Origin of the sequence: Streptococcus vulneris, assembly GCF_019218685.1 — a bacterium.
Lineage (GTDB): Bacteria > Bacillota > Bacilli > Lactobacillales > Streptococcaceae > Streptococcus > Streptococcus vulneris.
The window spans coordinates 40,732-65,916 of record NZ_JAHUZC010000012.1 but is presented as its reverse complement, the minus strand read 5'-3'; the positions used below and the strand labels follow the sequence as shown (position 1 = coordinate 65,916).

General features: G+C 41.5%; 26 protein-coding genes and 3 riboswitches. Of the genes, 21 read left to right on the top strand and 5 right to left on the bottom strand.

Annotation, left to right across the window (positions count from 1 at the left end; translation table 11 throughout):
• The first annotated feature begins 105 nt into the window (after window positions 1-105).
• From murD to pyrE, 5 genes are all read left to right on the top strand, one after another.
• Window positions 106-1,458, top strand: a complete 1,353-nt coding sequence (murD, locus tag KUA57_RS08350; protein WP_061864278.1) for a UDP-N-acetylmuramoyl-L-alanine--D-glutamate ligase — start codon at window positions 106-108, stop codon at window positions 1,456-1,458.
• 1 nt (window position 1,459) lies between these two features.
• Window positions 1,460-2,518 carry a UDP-N-acetylglucosamine--N-acetylmuramyl-(pentapeptide) pyrophosphoryl-undecaprenol N-acetylglucosamine transferase gene (locus tag KUA57_RS08345; RefSeq protein ID WP_049551681.1) on the top strand — a complete coding sequence of 353 codons (1,059 nt, stop codon included), beginning with the start codon at window positions 1,460-1,462 and terminating at the stop codon, window positions 2,516-2,518.
• A 9-nt stretch (window positions 2,519-2,527) separates the two neighbouring features.
• A complete protein-coding gene (locus tag KUA57_RS08340; RefSeq protein ID WP_061864276.1) occupies window positions 2,528-3,781 on the top strand; it encodes a cell division protein FtsQ/DivIB in 1,254 nt (417 codons plus the stop codon).
• 232 nt (window positions 3,782-4,013) lie between these two features.
• Window positions 4,014-4,715, top strand: a complete 702-nt coding sequence (gene pyrF, locus KUA57_RS08335) for an orotidine-5'-phosphate decarboxylase (protein ID WP_061864275.1) — start codon at window positions 4,014-4,016, stop codon at window positions 4,713-4,715.
• A 32-nt stretch (window positions 4,716-4,747) separates the two neighbouring features.
• Window positions 4,748-5,380 carry an orotate phosphoribosyltransferase gene (gene pyrE, locus KUA57_RS08330; RefSeq protein ID WP_218494057.1) on the top strand — a complete coding sequence of 211 codons (633 nt, stop codon included), beginning with the start codon at window positions 4,748-4,750 and terminating at the stop codon, window positions 5,378-5,380.
• Between the two features lie 131 nt (window positions 5,381-5,511).
• Here pyrE and KUA57_RS08325 read toward each other — a convergent pair whose 3' ends face one another.
• From KUA57_RS08325 to KUA57_RS08310, 4 genes are read right to left on the bottom strand one after another with little or no spacing between them, the layout of a single operon-like run.
• Entirely contained in the window at window positions 5,512-6,378 is an 867-nt protein-coding gene (locus tag KUA57_RS08325; RefSeq protein WP_218494056.1) for a cysteine ABC transporter substrate-binding protein, read from the bottom strand.
• Between the two features lie 11 nt (window positions 6,379-6,389).
• Window positions 6,390-7,148, bottom strand: coding sequence for an amino acid ABC transporter ATP-binding protein (locus KUA57_RS08320; RefSeq protein WP_218494055.1), 759 nt, complete (start codon window positions 7,146-7,148; stop codon window positions 6,390-6,392).
• On the bottom strand, window positions 7,149-7,826 hold the full coding sequence (locus KUA57_RS08315) for an amino acid ABC transporter permease (RefSeq protein WP_115904838.1): 678 nt from the start codon (window positions 7,824-7,826) through the stop codon (window positions 7,149-7,151).
• Window positions 7,786-8,466: an amino acid ABC transporter permease gene (locus KUA57_RS08310; protein ID WP_218494054.1), complete on the bottom strand. Its 681-nt coding sequence runs from the start codon at window positions 8,464-8,466 to the stop codon at window positions 7,786-7,788. The genes KUA57_RS08315 and KUA57_RS08310 overlap by 41 nt, the downstream gene beginning before the upstream one ends.
• 215 nt (window positions 8,467-8,681) lie before the next feature.
• Between KUA57_RS08310 and lctO the strand changes: the two genes are divergently transcribed.
• From lctO to thiE (KUA57_RS08255), 11 genes are all read left to right on the top strand, one after another.
• Window positions 8,682-9,818 (top strand): L-lactate oxidase, encoded by a 1,137-nt coding sequence (gene lctO, locus KUA57_RS08305; protein ID WP_000120723.1) that lies wholly within the window; start codon window positions 8,682-8,684, stop codon window positions 9,816-9,818.
• A 147-nt stretch (window positions 9,819-9,965) separates the two neighbouring features.
• Window positions 9,966-10,054: riboswitch (TPP riboswitch) on the top strand.
• 215 nt (window positions 10,055-10,269) lie between these two features.
• Complete coding sequence (locus KUA57_RS08300; RefSeq protein ID WP_218494053.1) at window positions 10,270-10,938, top strand: TenA family protein; 669 nt, start codon at window positions 10,270-10,272, stop codon at window positions 10,936-10,938.
• A gap of 231 nt (window positions 10,939-11,169) precedes the next feature.
• Window positions 11,170-11,952 carry a hydroxyethylthiazole kinase gene (gene thiM / locus KUA57_RS08295; RefSeq protein WP_192855415.1) on the top strand — a complete coding sequence of 261 codons (783 nt, stop codon included), beginning with the start codon at window positions 11,170-11,172 and terminating at the stop codon, window positions 11,950-11,952.
• A 1-nt stretch (window position 11,953) separates the two neighbouring features.
• A complete protein-coding gene (thiE, locus tag KUA57_RS08290; protein WP_061864268.1) occupies window positions 11,954-12,583 on the top strand; it encodes a thiamine phosphate synthase in 630 nt (209 codons plus the stop codon).
• 209 nt (window positions 12,584-12,792) lie between these two features.
• Window positions 12,793-12,881: riboswitch (TPP riboswitch) on the top strand.
• 159 nt (window positions 12,882-13,040) lie between these two features.
• Window positions 13,041-13,601 (top strand): ECF transporter S component, encoded by a 561-nt coding sequence (locus tag KUA57_RS08285; protein WP_049510473.1) that lies wholly within the window; start codon window positions 13,041-13,043, stop codon window positions 13,599-13,601.
• The gene (locus KUA57_RS08280) at window positions 13,602-14,987 is read left to right on the top strand and encodes an ATP-binding cassette domain-containing protein (RefSeq protein ID WP_218494052.1); all 1,386 of its coding nucleotides are present in this window, start codon (window positions 13,602-13,604) and stop codon (window positions 14,985-14,987) included. It begins immediately after the preceding gene.
• Between the two features lies 1 nt (window position 14,988).
• A complete protein-coding gene (locus KUA57_RS08275; RefSeq protein WP_125448129.1) occupies window positions 14,989-15,639 on the top strand; it encodes an energy-coupling factor transporter transmembrane component T in 651 nt (216 codons plus the stop codon).
• Window positions 15,640-15,649: 10 nt separating this feature from the next.
• On the top strand, window positions 15,650-16,342 hold the full coding sequence (tenA, locus tag KUA57_RS08270) for a thiaminase II (protein ID WP_218494051.1): 693 nt from the start codon (window positions 15,650-15,652) through the stop codon (window positions 16,340-16,342).
• A 4-nt stretch (window positions 16,343-16,346) separates the two neighbouring features.
• Window positions 16,347-16,871 carry an energy coupling factor transporter S component ThiW gene (gene thiW / locus KUA57_RS08265; protein ID WP_218494050.1) on the top strand — a complete coding sequence of 175 codons (525 nt, stop codon included), beginning with the start codon at window positions 16,347-16,349 and terminating at the stop codon, window positions 16,869-16,871.
• Window positions 16,871-17,674 carry a hydroxyethylthiazole kinase gene (gene thiM, locus KUA57_RS08260; RefSeq protein ID WP_218494049.1) on the top strand — a complete coding sequence of 268 codons (804 nt, stop codon included), beginning with the start codon at window positions 16,871-16,873 and terminating at the stop codon, window positions 17,672-17,674. The genes thiW and thiM (KUA57_RS08260) overlap by 1 nt, the downstream gene beginning before the upstream one ends.
• Window positions 17,667-18,299: a thiamine phosphate synthase gene (gene thiE / locus KUA57_RS08255; RefSeq protein WP_218494048.1), complete on the top strand. Its 633-nt coding sequence runs from the start codon at window positions 17,667-17,669 to the stop codon at window positions 18,297-18,299. Before thiM (KUA57_RS08260) ends, thiE (KUA57_RS08255) begins: the two co-directional genes overlap by 8 nt.
• 159 nt (window positions 18,300-18,458) lie before the next feature.
• On the opposite strand, the gene thiD is transcribed toward thiE (KUA57_RS08255), so the two are convergent.
• Entirely contained in the window at window positions 18,459-19,250 is a 792-nt protein-coding gene (gene thiD / locus KUA57_RS08250) for a bifunctional hydroxymethylpyrimidine kinase/phosphomethylpyrimidine kinase (protein ID WP_218494047.1), read from the bottom strand.
• Between the two features lie 83 nt (window positions 19,251-19,333).
• Window positions 19,334-19,431, bottom strand: a riboswitch (TPP riboswitch).
• Window positions 19,432-19,614: 183 nt separating this feature from the next.
• Between thiD and KUA57_RS08245 the strand changes: the two genes are divergently transcribed.
• From KUA57_RS08245 to KUA57_RS08225, 5 genes are all read left to right on the top strand, one after another.
• Window positions 19,615-20,010, top strand: coding sequence for a CopY/TcrY family copper transport repressor (locus KUA57_RS08245; RefSeq protein ID WP_125386100.1), 396 nt, complete (start codon window positions 19,615-19,617; stop codon window positions 20,008-20,010).
• 10 nt (window positions 20,011-20,020) lie between these two features.
• Window positions 20,021-20,392 (top strand): cupredoxin domain-containing protein, encoded by a 372-nt coding sequence (locus KUA57_RS08240; protein WP_125386099.1) that lies wholly within the window; start codon window positions 20,021-20,023, stop codon window positions 20,390-20,392.
• A gap of 9 nt (window positions 20,393-20,401) precedes the next feature.
• Entirely contained in the window at window positions 20,402-22,645 is a 2,244-nt protein-coding gene (locus tag KUA57_RS08235; protein WP_125386098.1) for a heavy metal translocating P-type ATPase, read from the top strand.
• A 212-nt stretch (window positions 22,646-22,857) separates the two neighbouring features.
• Window positions 22,858-24,633 (top strand): pyruvate oxidase, encoded by a 1,776-nt coding sequence (gene spxB / locus KUA57_RS08230; protein WP_000191819.1) that lies wholly within the window; start codon window positions 22,858-22,860, stop codon window positions 24,631-24,633.
• A gap of 58 nt (window positions 24,634-24,691) precedes the next feature.
• Window positions 24,692-25,039, top strand: a complete 348-nt coding sequence (locus tag KUA57_RS08225; RefSeq protein WP_001052638.1) for a VOC family protein — start codon at window positions 24,692-24,694, stop codon at window positions 25,037-25,039.
• Window positions 25,040-25,185: the final 146 nt, after the last annotated feature.

The window sequence follows — 25,185 nt, the reverse complement described above, 5'->3', positions numbered from 1 at the left end:
TTCGGCTCTCTTTTTGCTTGTTAGAATGCCCAATCTGAGCATTTTCATTTAGAATTATTTCCATAAAAATGGTAAAATAGTAAGAGTAGAAATGGAGTTCGAGACATGAAAGTAATAGATCAATTTAAAAATAAGAAAGTACTTGTTTTAGGTTTGGCCAAGTCAGGTGAATCTGCAGCTCGTTTGTTGGACAAGCTAGGTGCCATTGTGACGGTAAATGATGGGAAACCATTCGAGGACAATCCAGCTGCCCAAAGTTTGCTGGAAGAAGGGATCAAGGTTATCACAGGTGGCCATCCTTTGGAACTCTTGGATGAAGAGTTTGCCCTTATGGTGAAAAATCCAGGCATCCCTTACAGCAATCCCATGATTGAAAAGGCTTTGGCCAAGGGAATTCCAGTCTTGACTGAGGTGGAATTGGCTTACTTGATTTCAGAAGCGCCAATTATCGGTATTACTGGTTCGAACGGTAAAACAACCACAACGACTATGATTGGGGAAGTTTTGACTGCTGTTGGGCAACATGGTCTTTTATCAGGGAATATCGGCTATCCAGCTAGTCAAGTGGCCCAAACTGCGTCAGACAAGGACACTCTTGTCATGGAACTTTCTTCTTTCCAACTGATGGGCGTTCAAGAATTCCATCCTGAGATTGCAGTTATTACCAACCTCATGCCAACTCATATTGATTATCATGGTTCTTTTGAGGAATATGTAGCAGCCAAGTGGAATATCCAGAACAAGATGACAGCGGCTGATTTCCTTATCTTGAACTTTAATCAAGACTTGGCAAAAGACTTGGCTACTAAAACACAAGCTACCGTTGTACCATTCTCAACACAGGAAAAGGTTGATGGAGCTTATTTGGAAGATGGTCAACTCTACTTCCGTGGGGAAGTAGTCATGGCAGCGAATGAAATCGGAGTTCCAGGTAGTCACAATGTGGAAAATGCCCTTGCGACTATTGCTGTAGCCAAGCTTCGTGGTGTTGATAACCAAACCATCAAAGAAACTCTTTCAGCCTTTGGTGGTGTCAAACACCGTCTCCAATTTGTGGATGAAATCAAGGGTGTCAAATTCTATAATGATAGCAAGTCAACCAATATCTTGGCTACTCAAAAAGCCTTGTCAGGATTTGACAACAGCAAGGTCATTTTGATTGCAGGTGGTTTGGACCGTGGCAATGAGTTTGACGAATTGGTGCCAGATATTACTGGACTCAAGAAGATGGTCATCCTTGGTCAGTCTGCAGAACGTGTTAAACGGGCAGCAGACAAGGCTGGTGTGGCATATGTGGATGCGACTGATATTGCAGATGCGACCCGCAAGGCCTACGAGCTTGCGACTCAAGGAGATGTGGTTCTTCTCAGTCCTGCCAATGCCAGCTGGGATATGTATGCTAACTTTGAAGTACGTGGCGACCTCTTTATCGACACAGTAGCGGAGTTAAAGGAATAATATGAAAAAAATTGTCTTTACAGGTGGGGGGACGGTTGGACACGTGACCCTTAACCTTTTGTTAATGCCTAAGTTCATCGAAGATGGTTGGGAAGTCCACTATATCGGGGACAAGCGTGGTATCGAACACCAAGAAATCCTCAAGTCAGGTTTGGATGTTACCTTCCATTCTATTGCGACTGGAAAATTGCGTCGCTATTTCTCTTGGCAAAATATGCTGGACGTCTTCAAAGTTGGCTGGGGAATTGTCCAATCTCTCTTTATCATGTTGCGACTTCGTCCACAGGCCCTTTTTTCAAAGGGAGGTTTTGTCTCTGTGCCGCCAGTTATCGCTGCGCGTGTGTCTGGAGTTCCTGTCTTTATTCACGAATCTGACCTATCTATGGGCTTGGCCAATAAAATCGCCTATAAATTTGCGACGAAGATGTATTCAACCTTTGAACAAGCTTCAAGTTTGTCTAAGGTCGAGCATGTGGGAGCAGTGACCAAGGTTTCAGACCAAAAAAATTCAGAACCAGATGAATTGGTGGATATCCAAACCCACTTTAATCCTAAATTGCCAACTGTATTGTTTGTCGGTGGTTCTGCAGGCGCTCGTGTCTTTAACCAATTGGTGACAGACCATAAGAAAGAACTGACAGAGCGCTACAATATTATCAATCTAACTGGAGATTCTAGCCTGAATGAGTTGAGCCAAAATCTTTTTCGTGTTGACTATGTGACCAATCTCTATCAACCCTTGATGGAATTGGCTGATATTGTTGTGACACGAGGTGGTGCCAATACGATTTTTGAGCTCTTGGCCATGGCAAAATTGCATGTTATTGTGCCACTTGGTCGTGAAGCTAGTCGTGGAGACCAGATTGAAAATGCAGCTTACTTTGTAAAAAAAGGCTATGCAGAAGAGCTTCAAGAAAGCGATTTGACCTTGGACAGTTTAGAAGAGAAGCTTTCTCACTTACTAAGTCACAAGGAAGATTACCAAGCTAAGATGAGGGCTTCAAAGGAATTGAAATCTCTAGCAGATTTTTATCAATTGTTGAAAAAAGATTTATCATAAGGAAAGTAAATGTCAAAAGATAAGAAAAATGAGGGCAAAGAAATCCTCGAAGAATTTAAAGAGTTATCAGAATGGCAGAAACGAAACCAGGAATATCTAAAAAAGAAGGCTGAAGAAGAGGTAGCCCTAGCTGAGGAGAAGGAAAAGGAAAGACAAGCACGAATGGCTTCAAAATCTGAAAAGTCAGATGCAACCGAGGACCAAGAGAGTGAATCTGATCCAAAAGACCCAAAATCAGCTAAGGAAGATGCTGAAGAAAAAGTAGAAGAGTCAGAAGACGTCAAAAAAGAAGTAGTCAAAGAAGAATCAAAGTCTAAAAAGACAGAGAAAGAGGATAAACGGGATAAAAAGGCAGAGAAAAAGCCTGTTAAGGAAAAACCGGTCAAACCGAAAATTCCAGGAGTTCATATCTGGCGGGCTATCTCGATTTTGTTTCTCAGTCTGATTTTATTGGTTGTCTCTGCTTATTTGCTCAGTCCTTATGCGACCATGAAGGATATTGGTGTTGAGGGAACAGTGCAAACTACAGCTGATGATATTCGACAGGCTTCAGGCATTCAGGATTCGGATTATACGATTAACCTTCTGCTAGATAAGGTAAAATATGAAGAGCAGATCAAGTCTAATTATTGGGTTGAATCAGCTCAGCTTGTCTATCAATTTCCAACCAAGTTTACTATCAAGGTCAAGGAATATGATATTGTGGCCTACTATGTTTCTGGAGAAAGCCATTATCCAATCCTTTCAAGCGGTCAGCTTGAGACCAGTTCGGTAAGTTTGGTGAGTCTGCCAGAAACTTATATATCAGTTCTCTTTAATGACAGCGAACAAATCAAGACCTTTACCTCAGAACTTGCTCAAATTAGTCCAGAACTCAAGGCGGCTATCCAAAAGGTGGAACTAGCCCCAAGCAAGGTCACATCAGATTTAATTCGATTGACTATGAATGATTCGGACGAGGTCTTGGTTCCTCTATCTGAAATGAGTAAGAAACTGCCATATTACAGTAAGATTAAGCCACAATTGTCAGAACCGAGTGTGATTGACATGGAAGCTGGAATTTACAGTTACACTGTGGCGGATAAATTAATTATGGAGGCTGAGGAAAAAGCCAAACAAGATGCTAAGGAAGCTGAGAAGAAACAAAAAGAGGAAGAGAAGAAAAGACTGGAAGAACAGCAGAATAAACTAGAAGAGGAAAGGAAAAAGCTGGAGGAAGAGGGCAATCAAAACCAAACGACCCGACGTTCATCGCGTCGCTAGGTTTACCTTTTCTTCTATAGCTCTTTAGTTGCCATGTTTTTACTTGACAAGTGTTAGTAGAAATAATAGAATAGTAAAAAACCTTTAAAGCAGTCCAGAGAGGCAGCTAAGGTTAGACGGTGAAAGGGTGGAGACTACCCATTTTTCGTGGAACCTTGCTGTTGGCAGGTTCCTTTTTTCGTGGCTTCTGTTGCCCAGACTCTCTCACTAGCAAAGGTAAAAGGAGAAACCTATGCGAGAACATCGTCCAGTCATTGCTCTTGATTTTCCTAGTTTTGAGGCGGTCAAGGAATTCTTAGCTCTTTTTCCAGCAGAAGAAAGCCTTTATCTTAAGGTAGGGATGGAGCTTTATTACGCAACGGGGCCTGAGATTGTATCTTACTTGAAAGGCCTGGGGCACAGTGTTTTTTTGGATCTTAAGCTGCATGACATTCCTAATACAGTCAAGTCAGCCATGAAGGTCTTGGCTCAGCTTGGTGTGGATATGACTAATGTTCATGCCGCTGGCGGCGTGGAGATGATGAAGGCTGCGCGTGAAGGTCTTGGAAGTCAAGCAAAATTGATTGCTGTAACGCAGCTGACATCAACGTCAGAAGCCCAGATGCAGGATTTTCAAAACATCCAGACCAGCCTGCAAGAGTCTGTGATTCATTATGCTAGGAAGACAGCTGAAGCGGGCTTGGATGGTGTCGTTTGCTCGGCTCAGGAAGTGGAATTCATCAAGCAGGCCACCAATCCAGATTTTATCTGTCTGACACCGGGCATTCGTCCTGCAGGTGCTGCAGTAGGAGATCAAAAACGCGTCATGACGCCAGCAGATGCCTATCAAATCGGCAGTGACTATATCGTAGTGGGACGTCCCATTACCCAAGCTGAGAATCCTGTTGCAGCTTATCATGCCATCAAGGATGAATGGACACAGGACTGGAATTAAAGAACTAGATTATAAAATAAAAGGAGAAGACCATGACACTTGCTAAAGATATCGCCAGCCACCTCTTGAAAATTCAAGCCGTTTACCTCAAACCAGAGGAGCCTTTCACTTGGGCATCTGGTATCAAGTCGCCCATTTACACTGATAATCGTGTGACACTAGCCTATCCAGAAACTCGTACCCTAATTGAAAATGGCTTTGTGGAAGCTATTAAAGAAGCCTTTCCAGAGGTAGAAGTGATTGCAGGAACTGCAACAGCTGGGATTCCTCACGGAGCCATCATTGCTGACAAGATGAATCTGCCATTTGCCTACATCCGTAGCAAACCAAAAGACCACGGTGCTGGTAATCAAATCGAAGGCCGCGTAACTCAGGGTCAAAAAATGGTAGTGGTTGAAGATCTTATTTCAACAGGTGGTTCTGTTCTTGAAGCAGTAGCAGCTGCTAAACGAGAAGGAGCAGATGTGCTTGGAGTTGTAGCGATTTTCAGCTACCAATTGCCAAAAGCAGACAAAAACTTTGCAGATGCTGGTGTTAAGCTGTTAACACTTTCTAACTACAGTGAACTCATTCACCTAGCTCAAGAAGAAGGTTACATCACACCAGAAGGCTTAGATCTCCTAAAACGATTTAAAGAAGACCAAGAAAATTGGCAAAACGCTTAAAACATAGAAAATCAGGTAGTCACTAGGATTACCTGATTTCTTTTTGTGATGTTATTGGATCTTATACTCAATGAAAATCAAATATAATCCAAGGTGAAGCTGACGTGGTTTGAAGAGATTTTCGAAGAGTATTAGTTGACTTTTCCACCTTCAACAACCAGGTCGTCAGCTTTAGCAGCGTCACCGTAGGTTGGGTGAAGTGTTTTTTCATAGGCCTTGTGGAAGAAGTTTTCCTTACCTAATTTTTCAATATCTTTATTGATGAAGTCTAGCAATTCTTGGTTACCTTTTTGTACTGCTGCCGCAATGGTATCTGGATTACCGAGGGAAGTAATTCCTACTTCAAATCCTTTATTTTCAAGCGCCCAAGCTAGGACTTCAGTATTGTCAGTAGAAAAGGCATCTCCACGTCCGTCAAGAAGAGCTTGGTAGGCATCGCTATATTGGTCGTATTTTTGGAGTTTTACTTCTGGGTGATTTTTCTCAAAATAAGTTTCAGCGGTCGTTCCTTTTGTGACAATCAAAGTTTTACCTTCAAGTTGTTTGACATCTGTAATGAGACCAGTCTTTGGTGATACGACACCAAGAGAAACTTTCATGTAAGGAAGGGCAAAATCAACTTGTTTCTTACGTTCGTCAGTCACTGTAAAGTTGGCAAGAGTAATATCTATCTTGTTTGAAATCAAATATTCAGCACGGTTGGCAGCATCAACTGAAACGTATTTAACCTTCACCCCAAGGTCTTGTGCTAATTGGTTCCCAAGTTCAATATCGTAACCTTGGTAAGAACCGTCATTGTCAACGTAACCAAAAGGTTTCTTATCTCCAAACACGGCGATTCGTAGCTCACCGCTTTTTTTGATTTCATCGATTGTGCGAGCCTTGGCAGTGGTTTTACCTGACGATGCACCACCATTTCTACCTGAGCTACAAGCTGTGACAAAGATAAGGGCAAAGGCAAGTGCCAAAACAGTTAAGAGTGGTTTGAATAGTTTCATAAGAATCTCCTTTATAGATATGAGCCAAATTGGCTAAAGTCAAAGACGTTTAAAAATTCCTGGGCTCGTTTAGTTTGAGGATTGGTAAAGAAGGCTTGAGCCGTTCCTTCTTCAGCAATTTTCCCTTGGTCGAGGAAGATAATCCGATCGGCAATTGCTTGGGCAAACTGCATTTCGTGGGTTACTAAAATCATGGTACGGCCTTCTTGGGCCAAGTCATTGATGAGTTCCAGAACCTCACGCACCATTTCTGGATCCAGCGAAGCAGTCACTTCGTCAAAAAGGATGATTTCTGGATGCATGAGGAGGGCACGAACAATTGCAACCCGTTGCTTCTGTCCACCAGATAATTGACGCGCAAAGCTATGTTGTTTATCTAGCAAACCGACACGTTCTAGTAGTTTCAAAGCTTCTTCAGTGACTTCTTTCTTGTCTCTCCTTTGAGCCTTGATAGGGCCTAGGATGAGGTTTTGAAGGACATCCAGATGGGGAAAAAGTTCATAGCTTTGAAAAACCATACCAATCTTTTGGCGAACGAGGTGAAAATCTTTTTTATTTTCAACGATAGACTGACCATCCAGCAGGATATCTCCACCCTGAATACTTTCTAAGCCATTGAGGCAACGAAGGAGGGTACTTTTACCACAACCAGATGGTCCTAGGATGACGACAACTTCTCCCTTTTTGATATCTAGAGAAAGTCCTTGGAGGATGGGATTGTCTCCGAAGGATTTTTTTAGTTCCTTGATTTCTAAGATAGTTTCAGACATTTAGTTCCTCCAATGTTTTTCTAGGTGAGTGGATAGTTTGGAAATAGGAAAGCAAACTGCGAAATACAAGACTAGAATGGTTCCATAAATCCAAAAGGAAGCAGTTGGGATGGTCAGGCGATTGCTATCGATGATTTGTTGTCCAACCTTTGTAACCTCAACAACCCCTATCAAAACAACCAAGGAAGTGGTTTTAATCATCCGAGTAACAAGATTGATGGCTTGTGGCAGTAATCTTCTAAAGACTTGTGGGATAATGATGTGGTAGTAAAGTTGAACATTGGTTAAGCCGAGTGCCTGTCCACTTTCAAACTGATGCTTAGGAAGGGAAGTGATGGCTCCACGGACCAAGTCCCCCATCTCAGCTGTTCCCCAGAGGGTGAAAACGATAATAGCAGAAGTCTCACCTGAGATATTGATATTAAAGTTTCGAGCCAAGCCAAAGTAAACGATGAAGAGTAGCACCAGTTGGGGCATGATACGGATGAATTCCAGATACAATCGTGTTAAAAATCGTACGATTCTAGAATGGGAGGTCATAATGATTCCCATGACTGTTCCGAACATCATGGATAAGAGGACAGACAGGATGGATATCCCAATCGTAACGCCCAAACCCTGTAAGATTCTCAGGAGATTATTTCCCTGGAAGAGTACTTGGATTCCCGAATCCTGCATGGCGGAGCCTCCTTTCTATCCAACTAAAGAGCAGTGAGATGGGTAGCAACATGATAAGATAAGCAACTACCAACATAGCTAGCGCAATGTCTGTCTCATAATATAGTCCAATCAAGTCCTTGGCAACGTACATGAGGTCGGCCAAAGCTACTGCTGAGAAAACAGAGGTTTCCTTGATGAGGAAAATGACATTGGCACTAAAGGAGGGGAGTGCCACAGCTGTTGCTTGCGGAAGAACCACATAGCGAAAGACCTGTACAGGCGTCAGACCGATTGCTAATCCAATCTCCTGCTGGGTTTGACTGACGGCTTCCAGCCCACTTCGGAAAGATTCTGCCATATAGGAGCCTCCTAAAAAGACCAGTCCTAAAGTGGCACAGACTTCTGAAGATAGGACAATCCCGATTCGAGGAAGTCCGAAATAGAGAAAGAAGAGTTGAATCAAAAGGGGCGTATTACGTGATAATTCAATGTAGGCTGTCGCTACTTGCGTCAAAACAGGGATTCGATAATGTCGGATGATACTAACGATTAAACCGAGCAGAAAGGATCCCAGAATTCCCCAAACTGCAATATGCAAGGTCAGAAAGAATGCCTTTTGATATAGTGGTAGATATTGTTCAACAATGGACCAATCCAAAAATAGAACCTCCCATCTAGAAATAATACAGTTATTGTAGCACTTAAAATCTTCTTTGGATAATATCTATTTTTTATTGCCGTTATAAGGATTTTTTATCATAGACATAAAATTTCTGAAATTTACAAACAAAATATTTGAAAAGTTTTGAAAAAAGAGTTAAGATATTTTTGTAATATACAAAGTAAACGCTTACTTATTAAGGAGGGCATTTTATGTCATACAAAACAAGCAATGCAGAAGGTCATGTAGATTTCATCAATACCTATGATTTGGAGCCAATGGCGCAACAAGTTATCCCTAAAGCCGCATTTGGCTATATCGCTAGTGGGGCGGAAGATACTTTCACTTTGCGTGAGAATATTCGCGCCTTTAACCACAAACTCATCGTTCCGCATACGCTTTGCAATGTAGAAAATCCAAGTACAGAGATTGAATTTGCAGGTGAAAAATTGTCTTCACCAATCATTATGGCACCTGTTGCAGCTCATAAATTGGCAAATGAACAGGGTGAAGTGGCTACTGCGCGTGGTGTGCATGAGTTTGGTTCTCTTTACACAACTAGCTCTTACTCTACTGTAGATCTTCCAGAAATTACAGAAGCCCTTCAAGGGACACCACATTGGTTCCAGTTTTACTTTAGTAAAGATGACGGAATCAATCGCCACATCATGGACCGTGTGAAGGCTGAAGGTTATAAAGCGATTGTCTTGACGGCTGATGCTACGGTAGGGGGCAATCGTGAGGTAGATAAGCGTAATGGTTTTGTCTTCCCAGTTGGCATGCCGATTGTTGAAGAATACCTACCAGAAGGTGCTGGTAAATCAATGGACTTTGTTTACAAATCAGCTAAACAACGCTTGTCTCCACGTGATGTAGAATTTATTGCTGAATACTCAGGACTTCCTGTTTATGTCAAGGGACCACAATGCCGTGAGGACGTTGAACGTTCGCTTGCTGCGGGAGCTTCTGGTATCTGGGTAACCAACCACGGTGGCCGCCAAATCGACGGTGGACCAGCTGCTTTTGACTCACTTCAAGAAGTAGCAGAAGCAGTTGACAAACGTGTGCCAATTGTCTTTGACTCTGGTATTCGTCGTGGTCAACACGTCTTTAAAGCCTTGGCTTCAGGAGCAGACTTGGTAGCTATTGGTCGCCCTGTTATCTATGGTTTGGCTCTCGGTGGTAGTGTCGGTGTGCGTCAAGTCTTTGAACACTTGAATGCAGAATTGAAGACAGTTATGCAATTGTCTGGAACTCAGACTATTGAAGATGTCAAACACTTCAAACTCCGTCACAACCCATACAACCCAACCTTCCCAGTCGATCCTCGTGACTTAAAATTGTATTGATAAAAAGATTGCCTCCACTGAATGTGGAGGTTTTTCTTCGTCTATAGGAAGAATAAATCACCATTGAAATCTATATAAATATATTTTCTAATCAAAAATCTTGCTAGGGCTTTCATTTTTTGCTATACTGGTGCAGTAATTAAATAATAAAGACATTTGGGGTGCTTTAAGCTGAGATGATACCCATTGAACCTGATACAGTTAAGACTGGCGAAGGGAAATGTGAAACGTTTTTTCGTATGTCGAAATGAACGATCTAATCTTGTAAGCTAAACTCTAATTCTTGATTGTAATTGGAGTTTTTTTGTTTATATAAGCCGGATGAAGGTGATACAAAGAATTTAGGTAGCTCTTCTTGAACGCCCTTGATTTTCTTTAAAAAGGTCAAGTAAAACTAGGATTTTCTTGATATTTTGTTGATTACGAACGAGTAAAGAGAGGAAAAGTAAATATGGAAACACAAGACTATGCATTTGAGCCAGGTTTGATTGTTGGAGAATTATTAAAAAGCAGTCATAAGGATTGGCAAGCTGCAATCAATCATCGTTTTGTTAAGGAACTTTTTGCGGGGACAATTGAGAATAAGGTCTTAAAAGAATACCTGATTCAAGATTATCACTTCTTTGATGCCTTCTTATCCATGCTGGGTGCTTGCGTAGCCCACGCAGACCAGCTTGAATCCAAGCTTCGTTTTGCCAAGCAACTAGGCTTTCTTGAAGCAGATGAAGACGGTTATTTCCAAAAGGCTTTCATGGAGTTAAAAGTAGCAGAGCATGACTATCTGGAAGTGACCTTGCATCCTGTAACAAAAGCCTTTCAGCAGCTTATGTATTCTGCTGTGTCATCATCAGATTATGCTCATCTTTTGGTCATGCTAGTCATTGCAGAAGGTCTCTATTTAGACTGGGGTTCTAAAGATTTGGCTCTACCTGAAGCCTATATTCATTCGGAATGGATCAACCTCCACAGAGGTCCTTTCTTTGCAGAGTGGGTTCAATTTCTGGTTGACGAACTCAATCGTGTCGGACAAGATCGAGAAGGTTTGACAGAACTTCAGCAACGCTGGAATCAAGCGGTCGCTTTAGAATTAGCCTTTTTTGATATTGGTTATGACGCCTAGAGAAAGTTTAGGATATTGACAAATTTGATGAGGTAATTCTCTTCGAAAATCAAATTCAAACCACGTCAGCTTCACCTTGCCGTACTCAAGTACAGCCTGCGGCTAGCTTCCTAGTTTGCTCTTTGATTTTCATCGAGCATAAATCATTCAATGTAAAAAAAATTTCTTAACGAAAGATAGAGATAAATTGAAATCAATAGATCGTATAAAGTGAAAAGGAAGGATTTCAATATGACAAGTTTAAAATTATTAAAAGAAAAAGCACCTTTGGTCATTTGCATAACCAATGATGTAGTAAAAAATTTCACAGCAAATGGATTAGTAGCACTGGGTGCATCACCAGCTATGAGTGAGTTTCCTGCAGATTTAGAGGATTTGTTAAAGTATGCTGGAGGTTTATTAATAAACATAGGAACATTGACAGATGAAAATTGGAAATTATACCAAGCTGCTCTGAAAATTGCAGAGAAATATAATGTCCCAGCAGTTTTAGATCCTGTAGCCTGTGGAGCAGGAGAATATAGAAAAAAAGTAGCAGATGATCTAATCAACAATTACAAACTAGCAGCGATTAGAGGAAATGCTGGCGAGATTGCCTCTTTAGTAGGAATAAATGTGGCATCTAAAGGAGTAGATAGTGCGGGCGTAGATAATATTGATGAAATTGCTCTAGCAGCAAATAAGAAGTTCAATATTCCTATAATAGTAACAGGTGAAGTGGATGCCATTGCGGTAAATGGAGAAGTGGTAACGATTCATAATGGTAGTGCCATGATGCCAAAAGTTATTGGAACTGGATGTTTATTAGGTGCTGTAGTAGCAAGCTTTATCGGACTAGAAAAAGGTCAAGAATTGAAATCATTAGAAACAGCAATGTTGGTTTACAATATCGCTGGAGAAATGGCAGAAAAACGTCCAAATGGACATCTTCCTGGAACATTTAAAGTTGAATTTATAAATGCCTTATACGAGATTACAGACGAAGATGTAAAGGAATTCAAAAGAGTGAAGTAAGATGTTTCATAAAGAATTACTAAAACTATATTTTATTTGTGGGACGACTACTTGCCAAGGAAAAGATCTATATAGAGTCGTTGAGGAGGCCTTAAAAGGTGGTATAACCTTATTTCAATTTCGTGAAAAAGGTGAGGGAGCCTTAGAAGGTAAAGAAAAAGTCGAATTAGCAATTAAACTACAGGATCTTTGTAAAAAATACAATGTGCCGTTTATTGTTAATGATGATATTGATTTGGCAATGGAAATTGACGCTGATGGCGTACATGTAGGACAAGATGACCTTGGAGTTGATGAAATTAGAAAATTGATGCCAGATAAAATAATTGGTCTTTCTATAAAAAACGAGAAAGAATTTCAACAATCAAAAGTTGAATATGTAGATTATGTTGGTGTTGGTCCTGTATTTGATACCCAGTCAAAGGATGATGCTGGTGGTGCTATAGGTTATGAAGGTCTTAAATTGATGAGAAAACTATTGCCACAAATGCCCTTAGTTGCAATTGGTGGGATACAGACGAAACATATTAAAGACATTATGAAGACCAATGTTGACGGTGTTTCAATCATTTCAGCAATATCGTATGCAAAAAATATAGAAAAAACTGTTCGGGAAATGAGTGAACAATAGGTATCGATCCTTGGATTCTAAGTAAGTGGAAGTTTTCCTTTTCTAAAAAGATATGTCCTGATTCAGTTTAAATAGCTAATCTATCAAACAAGACATTTGGTTTTTGCAAAAGAAAGATCTGCTGTCTTTTTGAGTACAAGGCTGTATTTCCAGTTCAATTTCTTGAACTAGAATAAATCGTTTGTTATAATATTTATATAATTAAATAATAAAGACATTTGGGGTGCTTTAGGCTGAGATGATACCCATTGAACCTGATACAGTTAAGACTGGCGAAGGGAAATGTGAAATGGTTTTTTTTCGTATGTCGAAAAGAACTGTCTAATCTTGTAAGCTAAACTCTAATTCTTGATTGTAATTGGAGTTTTTTTGTTTATCAAAAGAGGATAGGCTGGACGTTAAGCCTTTCGGTAGCTCACCTTGAATACCCCACTTTTCTTTAAAAAAGGAGTTTTTTATGTTGAAAAAATGGCAGTTAAAAGATGTTATTTTACTTGCTTTCTTGTCTATCTTTTTTGGTGGCGTTTTTGTAGGATCCGGCTATCTGTTTGATGTCCTCACTCTGATTTTAGCCCCTCTTGGCTTGCAGGCCTTTGCCAATGAAATCCTCTTTGGTCTCTGGTGTATGGCTGCGCCCATTGCGGCCATCTTTGTTCCAAGAGTGGGAAGCGCAACGATTGGAGAAGTGCTAGCTGCGCTTGCTGAAGTCCTTTATGGTAGCCAATTCGGTCTAGGTGCCCTTTTGTCTGGCTTGGTTCAAGGTTTGGGAAGTGAACTTGGTTTTATCGTAACCAAGAATCGCTATGAAAGTTGGCTCTCTCTAACTGCCAATAGTATTGGAATTACGCTTGTTAGCTTTGTCTATGAATACATTAAGTTAGGTTACTACGCCTTCTCCCTTCCTTTTGTCCTTTCCTTGCTTGTAGTACGTTTTATTTCCGTCTTTTTCTTCTGTACCATCTTGGTTCGTGCTATTGTCAAACTCTATCATCAGTTTGCAGCTGGAGGCAAGGCATAGATGGGTCTGGAACTACGAGCGATTCAGTCCCCAATCTTCTCTGAGCCACTTGATTTTACTTTTCATGCGCAAGCCTTTACCTTGTTAGTTGGGAGCAGTGGTTCAGGAAAATCTAGCCTCTTTCAAATGATTGCCCAAGTCAGTTCTCTTCCCTATAGCGGTCAAGTCCTGATAAATGGGAGGGAGGTCAGTCAACTTTCTATTATCGAACGTGTCCAGATGATTGGTATTCTCTTTCAAAATCCCAATCATCAATTTACCATGGAGAACTTGTTTGAGGAGCTGGTTTTTACCTTGGAAAATATTGGGCATCCCGTTCAGGAAATTGCTTCTAAAATAGCAGAGGTTGTCCAGCAATGTCGCTGCAAGGCTATCTTGCACCGTCCCATCCATCACTTATCAGGTGGAGAAAAGCAAAAGGCTGCACTGGCAGTTCTCTTTGCTATGAATCCTAGGGTCTATCTCTTGGATGAGCCCTTCTCTTCCATTGACCGCAAGAGTAGGATAGAGATATTGGAGATTCTAAAAGAGTTGGTCTCTGATGGGAAGACAGTTATTTTGTGCGACCATGATTTAACGGACTATGAAGCCTATATCGACCATATGGTGGAGCTAAGAGATGGTCAACTAAGGGAAGTATTTAAAATCCCTACCTCTGAGACGACACAGGTTGCTTCAAAGGAAGTTGCTTCTAGTCCAGAACTATTCCATATGGATGGAACGACTTGTGAGCTGGATAAGCGCCCCCTCTTTTCGATTGCGGATTTCACATTCTATAAAGGAATTTCCTGTATTTTGGGTGATAATGGTGTCGGGAAATCAACCCTCTTTCGGTCTATTCTTCAATTTCAAAAGTATAAAGGACGAATTACTTGGAGGGGGACAGTCCTGAAAAAGAAAAAGAGTTTGTATCGTGACCTGACGGGTGTTGTTCAGGAAGCTGAGAAGCAGTTTATCAGAGTCAGTCTGCGAGAGGAACTTCAATTAGATGGACCTGATTCTGAAAGAAATCAGCGGATTTTTAAAGCTTTACAATATTTTGATTTGGAGCAGGCACTCGATAAGAGTCCCTATCAATTAAGTGGTGGCCAGCAAAAGATTCTTCAGCTCTTGACCATCTTGACCAGTAAAGCTTCCGTGATTTTGCTAGATGAACCTTTTGCTGGTTTGGATGATAGAGCCTGCCATTATTTTTGTCAGTGGATTGTGGAGGACAGAAATCAAGGAAGAAGTTTTTTGATCATTAGCCATCGTTTAGATCCCTTGATATCTGTGGTTGATTATTGGATTGAGATGACTAGTCAAGGTCTCAGTCATGTGAAAGAAGTGACAATTACCAAACCACTCACATCTCAGAGTAGCAATACCCAAGGGGAGGTGGGATAGTATGGTCAAAGTAGCAACCCAGACACCGATTATCAGTCTCTTCTTGCTGATTTTATCCTTGGAAACATCCTTCATTCCTTCGATTGCTCTGAATCTTTCGGTAGTCGCATTTTGTATTCTCTTTATGCTCTATTACCGTCGATTTAAAGTATTGGCTTGGATGATTCTGCTCGCCATTTTGCCATCCTTGGCCAACTACTGGGCAGTTCAGTTACACGGAGATACTTCGCAGGCAGTCATGCTTGGAACGAGAGCCTTTGTGACCGTTTGTATTGGTCTTGTCTTTGTTTCCTCTATTTCCCTAAAAGAGCTTCTCTTGTACTTGGCTCAAAAGGGGTTATCACGCTCTTGGGCCTATGCCTTGATTGTGGTATTCAATTCCTTCCCCCTTATCCAGCAAGAAATCAAGTCCCTCAAGGAAGCTTGCTTATTACGCGGTCAAGAACTGCATTTTTGGTCTCCCTTGATTTACAGCAAGGTTCTGATGACAGTCTTTAGATGGCGCCATCTTTACCTAAGAGCCCTATCGGCGCATGGATATGACGAACATGCACAGGTGGAGAATAGCTATCGGACTTTTTATATTCCTCAAAGGACACTATTCATCTACCTGCTGTTCTTTTTATTGCTTCAAACCAGTCTATTTTTATAAAGGAGTTATTATGGAATTTACAGATATTGCGATGGAATTATCCAAGGAAGCTTGGCAGGCTTCTTTTCATCATCCCTTTATTTTACAGTTGCAAGAGGGGAATTTAGACCCTGCAATTTTCCGCTATTACTTGATTCAGGATGCCTACTATTTGAAGGCCTTCTCAGAAGCCTATCACCTCTTGGCTGATAAGACTTCAAACCAAGAGATGAAAAGACTCTTGAAACAAAATGCTCAGAGTCTAGTGGAAGGTGAGTTATTTATCCGCCAACAATTTTTCAAGGAATTGGAAATCAGCGATCAGGAAATAGAGCAACATCCAATCGCTCCAACCTGCTATCATTATATCTCTCACATTTATCGTCAATTTGCAGAGCCGAACTTGGGCATTGCTTTTGCCAGCTTGCTGCCTTGTCCTTGGCTATATCATGATATAGGCAAATCACTTAATCTTAGACCGTCACCAAATCCTCTCTACCAACAATGGATTGAAACTTATATTACGGATGAGTTAGAGCAACAGATCAGAGAGGAGGGAGCGCTGGTTAATCAACTCTATCGAGAAAGTGATGAGACAGACAGGAAAAAAATGCTAGATGCCTTCCACATTAGTGTTCACATGGAAGCCAAGTTTTGGGAAATGGCCTACCAACACCAGACATGGAAGAGTGATTTACACTCTTTAGAAAAAGGAGAAGAATAGAAATATGAGAAAGAACCAATTGCAAGTTCACAAATTAACCATTTTATCCATGATGATTGCCCTTGATGTAGTCCTTACGCCTATCTTTCGGATTGAGGGAATGGCACCGATGTCCAGTGTAGTTAATATTCTAGCAGGAATCATGATGGGACCTGTTTATGCCTTGGCTATGGCTACAGTGACAGCCTTTATCCGTATGACGACTCAAGGAATTCCGCCTTTAGCTCTAACAGGAGCGACTTTTGGAGCCCTTCTAGCAGGTCTCTTTTATAAGTATGGTCGAAAATTTTACTTTTCTGCCTTGGGAGAAATTTTGGGAACAGGTATTATTGGTTCTATTGTTTCCTATCCTGTTATGGTACTCTTTACAGGATCGGCCGCTAAGCTTAGCTGGTTTATCTACACTCCTCGATTTTTCGGAGCAACCTTGATTGGCACAGCGATTTCCTTTATTGCCTTTCGATTTTTAATCAAGCAGGAATTCTTTAAAAAAGTGCAGGGATATTTCTTTGATGAAAGGATAAACTGATGCAGGAATTGACAAATCCTTTTCCTCTGGGAACGACTTCCCTCATTCACTGTATTACCAATGAAATTTCTTGTGAAATGCTGGCAAATGGGATTTTGGCTCTGGGATGTAAACCTGTCATGGCAGATGACCCTCGTGAGGTTCTCGATTTTACTAAGCAAAGCCAGGCACTCTTCATCAATTTGGGGCACTTGTCAGCTGAGAAGGAAAAAGCAATCCGTATGGCAGCTTCTTATGCAGCTCAAGCTGGTCTCCCAATGGTAGTAGATGCGGTTGGCGTAACGGCTTCATCCATTCGTAAGAGCTTAGTCAGAGATCTTTTAGAATACAAGCCTATGGTCCTTAAAGGAAATATGTCAGAAATCCGAAGTCTTGTTGGTTTAAAGCACCATGGAGTTGGGGTTGATGCGAGTGCTAAAGATCAAGAAACTGAGGATTTACTTCAAGTCTTGAAAGACTGGTGTCAGCTTTATCCAGGTATGTCATTCTTAGTCACAGGCCCCAAGGACCTCATCGTTTCGAAGAATCAGGTCGCTGTACTGGGAAATGGCTGTGCAGAATTAGACTGGATAACAGGGACAGGAGACTTGGTTGGAGCCTTGACCGCCGTTTTTCTCAGCCAAGGAAGGACTGGCTTTATAGCTTCGTGTCTAGCGGTCTCTTATCTTAATATCTCCGCTGAGAGAATAGTTGTTCAAGGAATGGGATTGGAAGATTTTCGTTACCAAGTACTCAATCAGCTTTCGCTCCTCAAAAGAGATGAAAACTGGCTAGATGCTATCAAAGGAGATGTTTATGAATAGAGAGGCGCTTAGACTGTATCTGGTAACCAATCGCTACCAAGATTCCTTGGAAAGCTTTCTTGAAAAGATTGAGAGGGCTTGCCTTTCAGGGGTTACCATAGTCCAATTGCGAGAAAAAAATCTCACAACCAATCAATATTATCAACTGGCAAAACAAGTCAAGGAAATAACAGATGCCTATCAGGTACCCTTGATAATCGATGATCGTTTGGATGTTTGTCTTGCGGTTGATGCTGCTGGTCTGCATATTGGAGACGATGAACTACCAGTTTCGGTTGCCCGCAAAGTCCTAGGTCCTGAAAAAATCCTCGGTGTCACAGCTAAAACTGTAAAAAGAGCCCTCGAGGCAGAAGAAGGGGGAGCAGATTACTTGGGGACAGGAGCCATTTTCCCGACTACGACCAAGGAAAATGCACCCATCACTCTGATTTCAACCTTGAAGACAATTTGCCAAAGGGTTGCCATTCCAGTAGTTGCCATTGGCGGCTTGACATCAGAGAACATTGACCAACTTATCGGCACGGGTATAGCTGGAGTAGCAGTCGTACGCGATCTGATGCAGGCAGAAGATATAGAGGCAAAAACACAAGCTTTTTTAAAAAAGTTGGATGATATTATTTTCTAATTAATACTCAATGAAAATCAAAGAGTAAACTAGGAAGCTAGCCGCAGGTTTCTCAAATCACAGCTTTGAGGTTGCTGATAAAGCTGACCTAGTTTGAAGAGATTTTCGAAGAGTATAAAAACTCTCTAATTCCCTTAAAGTGGGAACTAGAGAGTTTTTTTAATCTTTAAAGCTTGTATGGTTGACTGGGCCAGAACCATGACCGAGTTGAGGGGCATCTTGGATGGCTTTCGTGATAAAGGCCTTGGCTTTATCGACTGCTTGATAGAGGGTTTTCCCCTTGGCTAGTTCAGCAGTAATCACTGCAGCAAAGGTACATCCAGTACCATGTGTATGACAGGTTTGAATTCGTGGACTTTCCCAGACAAATTGGTCCTCCTTGGTAAAGAGGAAATCCTTGGCACCGCCTTCGAGATGCCCACCTTTAATAACAACAGACTGAGGACCAAATTCTTTTAAAATCAGGCGACCAGCACGCTGCATGTCTTCAGGATCATGGATTGAAAAACCAACAATCTCTTCTGCCTCAGGAAGATTCGGAGTGATAATGGTTGCAAGGGGAAGTAGGTTTGTTTTTAGGTAAGTTCTGGCACTGGTATCAATCAGAGTGTCTCCACTAGTAGCGACCATAACAGGGTCAAGAACATAGGGACAATCCAGCTCTTTAAGATAGGGCTGGATGATTTCCATAATTTCAGTAGTCGCCAACATGCCAGTTTTTACAGCCTGAGGCTTGATATCCGAAAAGACACTCTCCAATTGGGATTTCAACATTTGAGGAGAAACGTGCTCGATCAATTGAACGCCTTTGGTATTTTGAGCGACAAGACTGGTCACAACGGCCATTCCATAGACATCTCTAGCTTGGAATGACTTTAAATCAGCCATAATGCCAGCACCGCCACTAGGGTCAGTCCCTGCAATGGTCAAAGCAACGGGTAAATAAGTCATCTAAAACCTCCCAACCAACTGAAGTTTGTATTCTTAAGAACAAGCTAGTCCGTTTCAGGAAGGCAATAGAAGACTGCTAGTCCCCATTATCATTTCCACTTCCATCAGCTAGCATTACCTAGATTGAGTCAAAGGGTCTAACAGTTGTTAATCTCAGCTTTACGCACCCCTAGTGGTTGTTTTCTTTTTTCTTTAGTATAGCATATTTTTATAGTTTATATAGTAAGATTTGACTGAAAATCCTTTATCAAATGGTTAAAATTCAAATTTTCAAAGAAAAGATTAATTTCATAGTTGACAAATGTAGATTTTAGGAGTATACTAACAATTGTAATCGACAAATGTAGATTTAGGAGGTGTGATTATGCAGATTTCAGATGCAGAATGGCAGGTCATGAAGATTATTTGGATGCAAGGAGAGCAGACTAGTACGGATTTGATAAGGGTTCTGGCGGAGCGGTTCGACTGGTCCAAGTCAACCATTCAAACTCTTTTGGCTCGTTTGGTTGAGAAAGAGTGTTTGACAAGGAAAAAAGAAGGCAAGTTCTTTGTTTATTCGGCGCTTTTAACTCTAGACCAAAGCCGAGACTTGCTTGTCCAAGATATCAAGGACAAGGTTTGTTCCCGTAGGATTAAGAACTTGTTGGCTGATTTGATTGCTGAATGTGATTTTACTAAGGATGACTTGGAAGACTTGGAAGCTGTGATTTCTGAGAAGAAATCAAGCGCTGTGACAGAAGTAAAATGTAATTGTATGTAAAGGAGACGTCATGTTAAATAGTATTGTAACCATTGTTTGTATTACCCTTATCGCCTTTATCTTGTTTTGGTTTTTCAAAAAGCCTGAAAAATCTGGACAAAAAGCCCAGCAAAAAAACGGCTACCAAGAGATTCGAGTGGAGGTCATGGGGGGCTATACGCCTGAGTTGATTATCCTCAAGAAATCAGTGCCAGCCCGCATTGTCTTTGACCGCAAGGACCCTTCACCCTGTCTGGACCAAATTGTTTTTCCAGATTTTGGTGTACATGCGAACCTGCCAATGGGTGAAGAGTATGTAGTGGAAATCACGCCTGAGCAGGCTGGAGAGTATGGTTTCTCTTGTGGCATGAATATGATGCACGGCAAGATGATTGTAGAATAGGAGAATGATATGACTGAAATTGTAAAAGCAAGTCTTGAAAATGGTGTTCAAAAAATCCGTATCACGGCAGACAAAGGCTACCATCCAGCTCATATACAGCTTCAAAAAGGGATTCCAGCTGAGATTACCTTTCATCGAGCAACTCCTTCAAACTGTTACAAGGAAATTCTGTTTGAAGAAGAAGGCATCTTAGAGCCAATCGGCGTAGATGAGGAGAAAGTCATTCGTTTTACACCTCAAGAATTAGGTCAACATGAATTTTCTTGTGGTATGAAGATGCAAAAGGGAAGTTATACAGTTGTTGAGAAGACTCGAAAATCTCTATCACTCCTCCAGCGTTTTTGGATTACTAGTATCTTTACTGTGCCTCTTGTGATCCTCATGATTGGGATGTCGACAGGAGGAATTAGTCACCAAGTCATGCGTTGGGGCACCTTTTTAGCCACAACACCGATTATGCTAGTAGCAGGTGGTCCTTATATCCAAAGTGCTTGGGCTAGTTTTAAAAAGCACAATGCCAACATGGATACCTTGGTTGCTCTGGGAACCCTAGTGGCCTATTTCTATAGCTTAGTTGCCCTCTTCGCTGGCCTCCCCGTTTACTTTGAAAGTGCTGCATTTATCTTCTTCTTCGTTCTTATGGGAGCCGTTTTTGAGGAGAAAATGCGGAAAAATACTTCCCAAGCTGTGGAGAAATTACTTGACTTGCAAGCTAAAACTGCAGAAGTCTTGCGTGAGGATAACTATGTTCAAGTCCCTTTGGAGCAAGTCAAGGTAGGTGACCTGATTCGAGTGCGTCCCGGTGAAAAGATTGCGGTTGATGGTGTCGTAGTAGAAGGTATCTCTAGTATTGATGAGTCTATGGTGACAGGTGAGAGTCTGCCTGTGGACAAGACAGTTGGAGATACCGTCATTGGTTCAACCATCAATAATAGTGGAACACTTGTTTTTAGAGCAGAAAAAGTTGGTTCAGAGACTGTTTTGGCTCAGATTGTGGATTTTGTGAAGAAAGCTCAGACAAGTCGTGCGCCGATTCAGGACTTGACGGATAAAATTTCAGGGATTTTTGTCCCAGCAGTTGTCATTTTAGGGATTGTGACCTTTTGGGTTTGGTTCGTCTTGCTCAGGGATAGTGTAGTTGTGCTTGGAGCGAGCTTTGTGTCTTCGCTTCTCTATGGAGTAGCAGTTCTGATTATTGCCTGCCCTTGTGCATTGGGACTTGCAACACCGACAGCCCTTATGGTGGGGACAGGTCGCAGTGCCAAGATGGGAGTTCTCCTCAAAAATGGAACGGTTCTACAGGAAATCCAGAAAGTCCAAACCATTGTCTTTGATAAAACAGGGACTTTAACTGAAGGGAAACCTGTGGTCACAGATATCATCGGTGACGAAGTAGAAGTGCTTGGATTGGCAGCTTCCTTGGAAGAAGCTTCTCAACACCCACTGGCTGAAGCCGTTGTGAAACGAGCGAGTGAAGCTGGACTTGAGCTTCAAACTGTTGAAAATTTCCAAGCCTGGCACGGAAAAGGTGTTTCAGGGCAAATCAATGGAAAACAAGTTCTGCTTGGAAATGCTAAAATGCTGGATGGCATGAACATTTCTAGCACTTATCAAGAAAAACTAGAAGAACTGGAAAAAGAAGCTAAGACAGTTGTGTTTTTGGCTGTGGACAATGAAATCAAAGGCTTGCTTGCTTTGCAAGATATCCCTAAGGAAAATGCTAAGCTAGCCATCAGTCAGTTGAAAAAACGAGGCCTTAAAACAGTCATGCTAACAGGAGACAATGCAGGTGTGGCGCGTGCTATTGCCGATCAGATCGGAATCGAAGAGGTCATTGCAGGTGTCTTACCAGAAGAAAAAGCCCATGAAATCCATAAACTACAAGTGACTGGAAAAGTAGCCTTTGTTGGTGACGGTATCAATGACGCTCCTGCCCTCAGTGTAGCAGATGTGGGGATTGCTATGGGAGCTGGAACAGATATTGCCATCGAGTCAGCAGATTTGGTGTTGACAACTAATAACCTCCTAGGAGTGGTTCGTGCCTTTGACATGAGTAAGAAAACCTTTAATCGAATTCTGCTCAATCTTTTCTGGGCCTTTATCTACAATGTCGCCGGAATTCCGATTGCAGCAGGAGTCTTTTCTGGTGTTGGACTGGCCCTCAATCCAGAACTAGCTGGTCTAGCCATGGCCTTTAGTTCTGTATCTGTTCTGACTAGTTCACTCTTACTAAACTTTAGTAAAATAGACTAAAAGCGGGCTTGCTCGCTTTTTTATTATAAAACAGAAGCTAAAAACGTTTTCAAACTGTACTGTAATAGAGAATAAAAACTTCTGAGCAGATTCTTAGTAAAGTCAAAATAAATGTGATAAATTAGTATTGTAAAAATTTACTGAAACGTTTTCAAAAACTATATGAAACCTTTTTTAGTAGATTTAAAAATATTTGAAGGAGAGTTATCATTATGACTCAAGGGAAAATTACTGCATCTGCAGCAATGCTTAATGTATTGAAAACATGGGGCGTAGACACAATCTACGGTATCCCATCAGGAACACTCAGCTCATTGATGGATGCTTTGGCTGAAGACAAAGATATCCGCTTCTTGCAAGTTCGTCACGAAGAAACAGGTGCTCTTGCAGCGGTTATGCAAGCTAAATTCGGCGGCTCAATCGGGGTTGCAGTTGGTTCAGGTGGTCCAGGTGCGACTCACTTGATTAACGGTGTTTACGATGCAGCTATGGATAACACTCCATTCCTAGCAATCCTTGGATCACGTCCAGTTAACGAACTCAACATGGATGCTTTCCAAGAATTGAACCAAAACCCAATGTACAACGGTATCGCTGTATACAACAAACGTGTAGCTTACGCTGAGCAATTGCCAAAAGTAATCGACGAAGCTTGCCGTGCTGCAGTTTCTAAAAAAGGTCCAGCTGTTGTTGAAATCCCAGTAAACTTCGGTTTCCAAGAAATCGACGAAAATTCATACTACGGTTCAGGTTCATACGAACGTTCATTCATCGCTCCTGCTTTGAACGAAGTTGAAATCGACAAAGCTGTTGAAATCTTGAACAATGCTGAACGTCCAGTTATCTATGCTGGTTACGGTGGTGTTAAAGCTGGTGAAGTGATTACTGAATTGTCACGTAAAATCAAAGCACCAATCATCACAACTGGTAAAAACTTTGAAGCCTTTGAATGGAACTATGAAGGTTTGACAGGTTCTGCTTACCGTGTTGGTTGGAAGCCAGCCAACGAAGTGGTCTTTGAAGCAGACACAGTTCTTTTCCTTGGTTCAAACTTCCCATTTGCTGAAGTTTACCAAGCATTCAAGAATACTGAAAAATTCATCCAAGTGGATATCGACCCTTACAAACTTGGTAAACGTCATGCCCTAGACGCTTCAATCCTTGGTGATGCAGGTCAAGCAGCTAAAGCTATCCTTGACAAAGTGAACCCAGTTGAATCTACTCCATGGTGGCGTGCAAACGTTAAGAACAACCAAAACTGGCGTGATTACATGAACAAAATCGAAGGTAAAACTGAGGGTGAATTGCAATTGTATCAAGTTTACAATGCAATCAACAAACATGCTGATCAAGACGCTATCTACTCAATCGACGTAGGTGACACTACTCAAACATCTACTCGTCACCTTCACATGACACCTAAGAACATGTGGCGTACATCTCCACTCTTTGCGACAATGGGTATTGCCCTTCCTGGTGGTATCGCTGCTAAGAAAGACAATCCAGATCGCCAAGTATGGAACATCATGGGTGACGGTGCATTCAACATGTGCTACCCAGACGTTATCACAAACGTTCAATACGACCTTCCAGTTATCAACGTTGTCTTCTCAAATGGTAAATATGCCTTCATCAAGGACAAATACGAAGACACAAACAAACACTTGTTTGGTTGTGACTTCCCTAATGCTGACTATGCGAAAATCGCTGAAGCTCAAGGTGCTGTAGGATTTACAGTTGACCGTATCGAAGACATCGATGCAGTTGTTGCAGAAGCTGTTAAACTCAACAAAGAAGGTAAAACTGTTGTGATCGATGCTCGCATCACTCCACACCGTCCACTTCCAGTAGAAGTACTTGAATTGGATCCAAAACTTCACTCAGAAGAAGCAATCAAAGACTTCAAGGAAAAATACGAAGCAGAAGAACTCGTACCATTCCGCCTCTTCTTGGAAGAAGAAGGATTGCAATCACGCGCAATTAAATAATTCCTTCGTGGAACTTAAAAAGATCGGAGCAATCCGGTCTTTTTATGGAGGATAGTAAATGAATTTAAATCAATTAGATATTATCGTTTCAGATGTTCCCCAAGTCTGTGCTGACTTGGAGCGTATTTTGGATAAAAAGCCCGATTATGTTGATGACAGTTTTGCTCAGTTTACGATTGGCAGTCACTGTCTGATGTTGTCCCAAAATCATTTGATTCCTTTGGAAGATTTTCAGTCAGGAATCATTCTTCATATCGAGGTTGAGGATGTAGACCAGAATTACCAACGGTTGAAAGAACTTGGTATCCAGGTTTTAAACGGACCAACTGTAACCGATTGGGGAACAGAGTCCTTATTAGTTAAAGGGCCTGCTGGTCTAGTGATTGATTTTTATCGTATGAAGTAGGTAATTCTATTATCAAATTTTTTATCTAAACATTCTTGGAGTGAAACTTAAAAAGATCGGAGCAATTCGATCTTTTTTGTATTTATGCGACTTTCAGTCCGTCTCGCTCCGTTAGGTGCGAGACAAAAAACCACCCGTTTTCACGG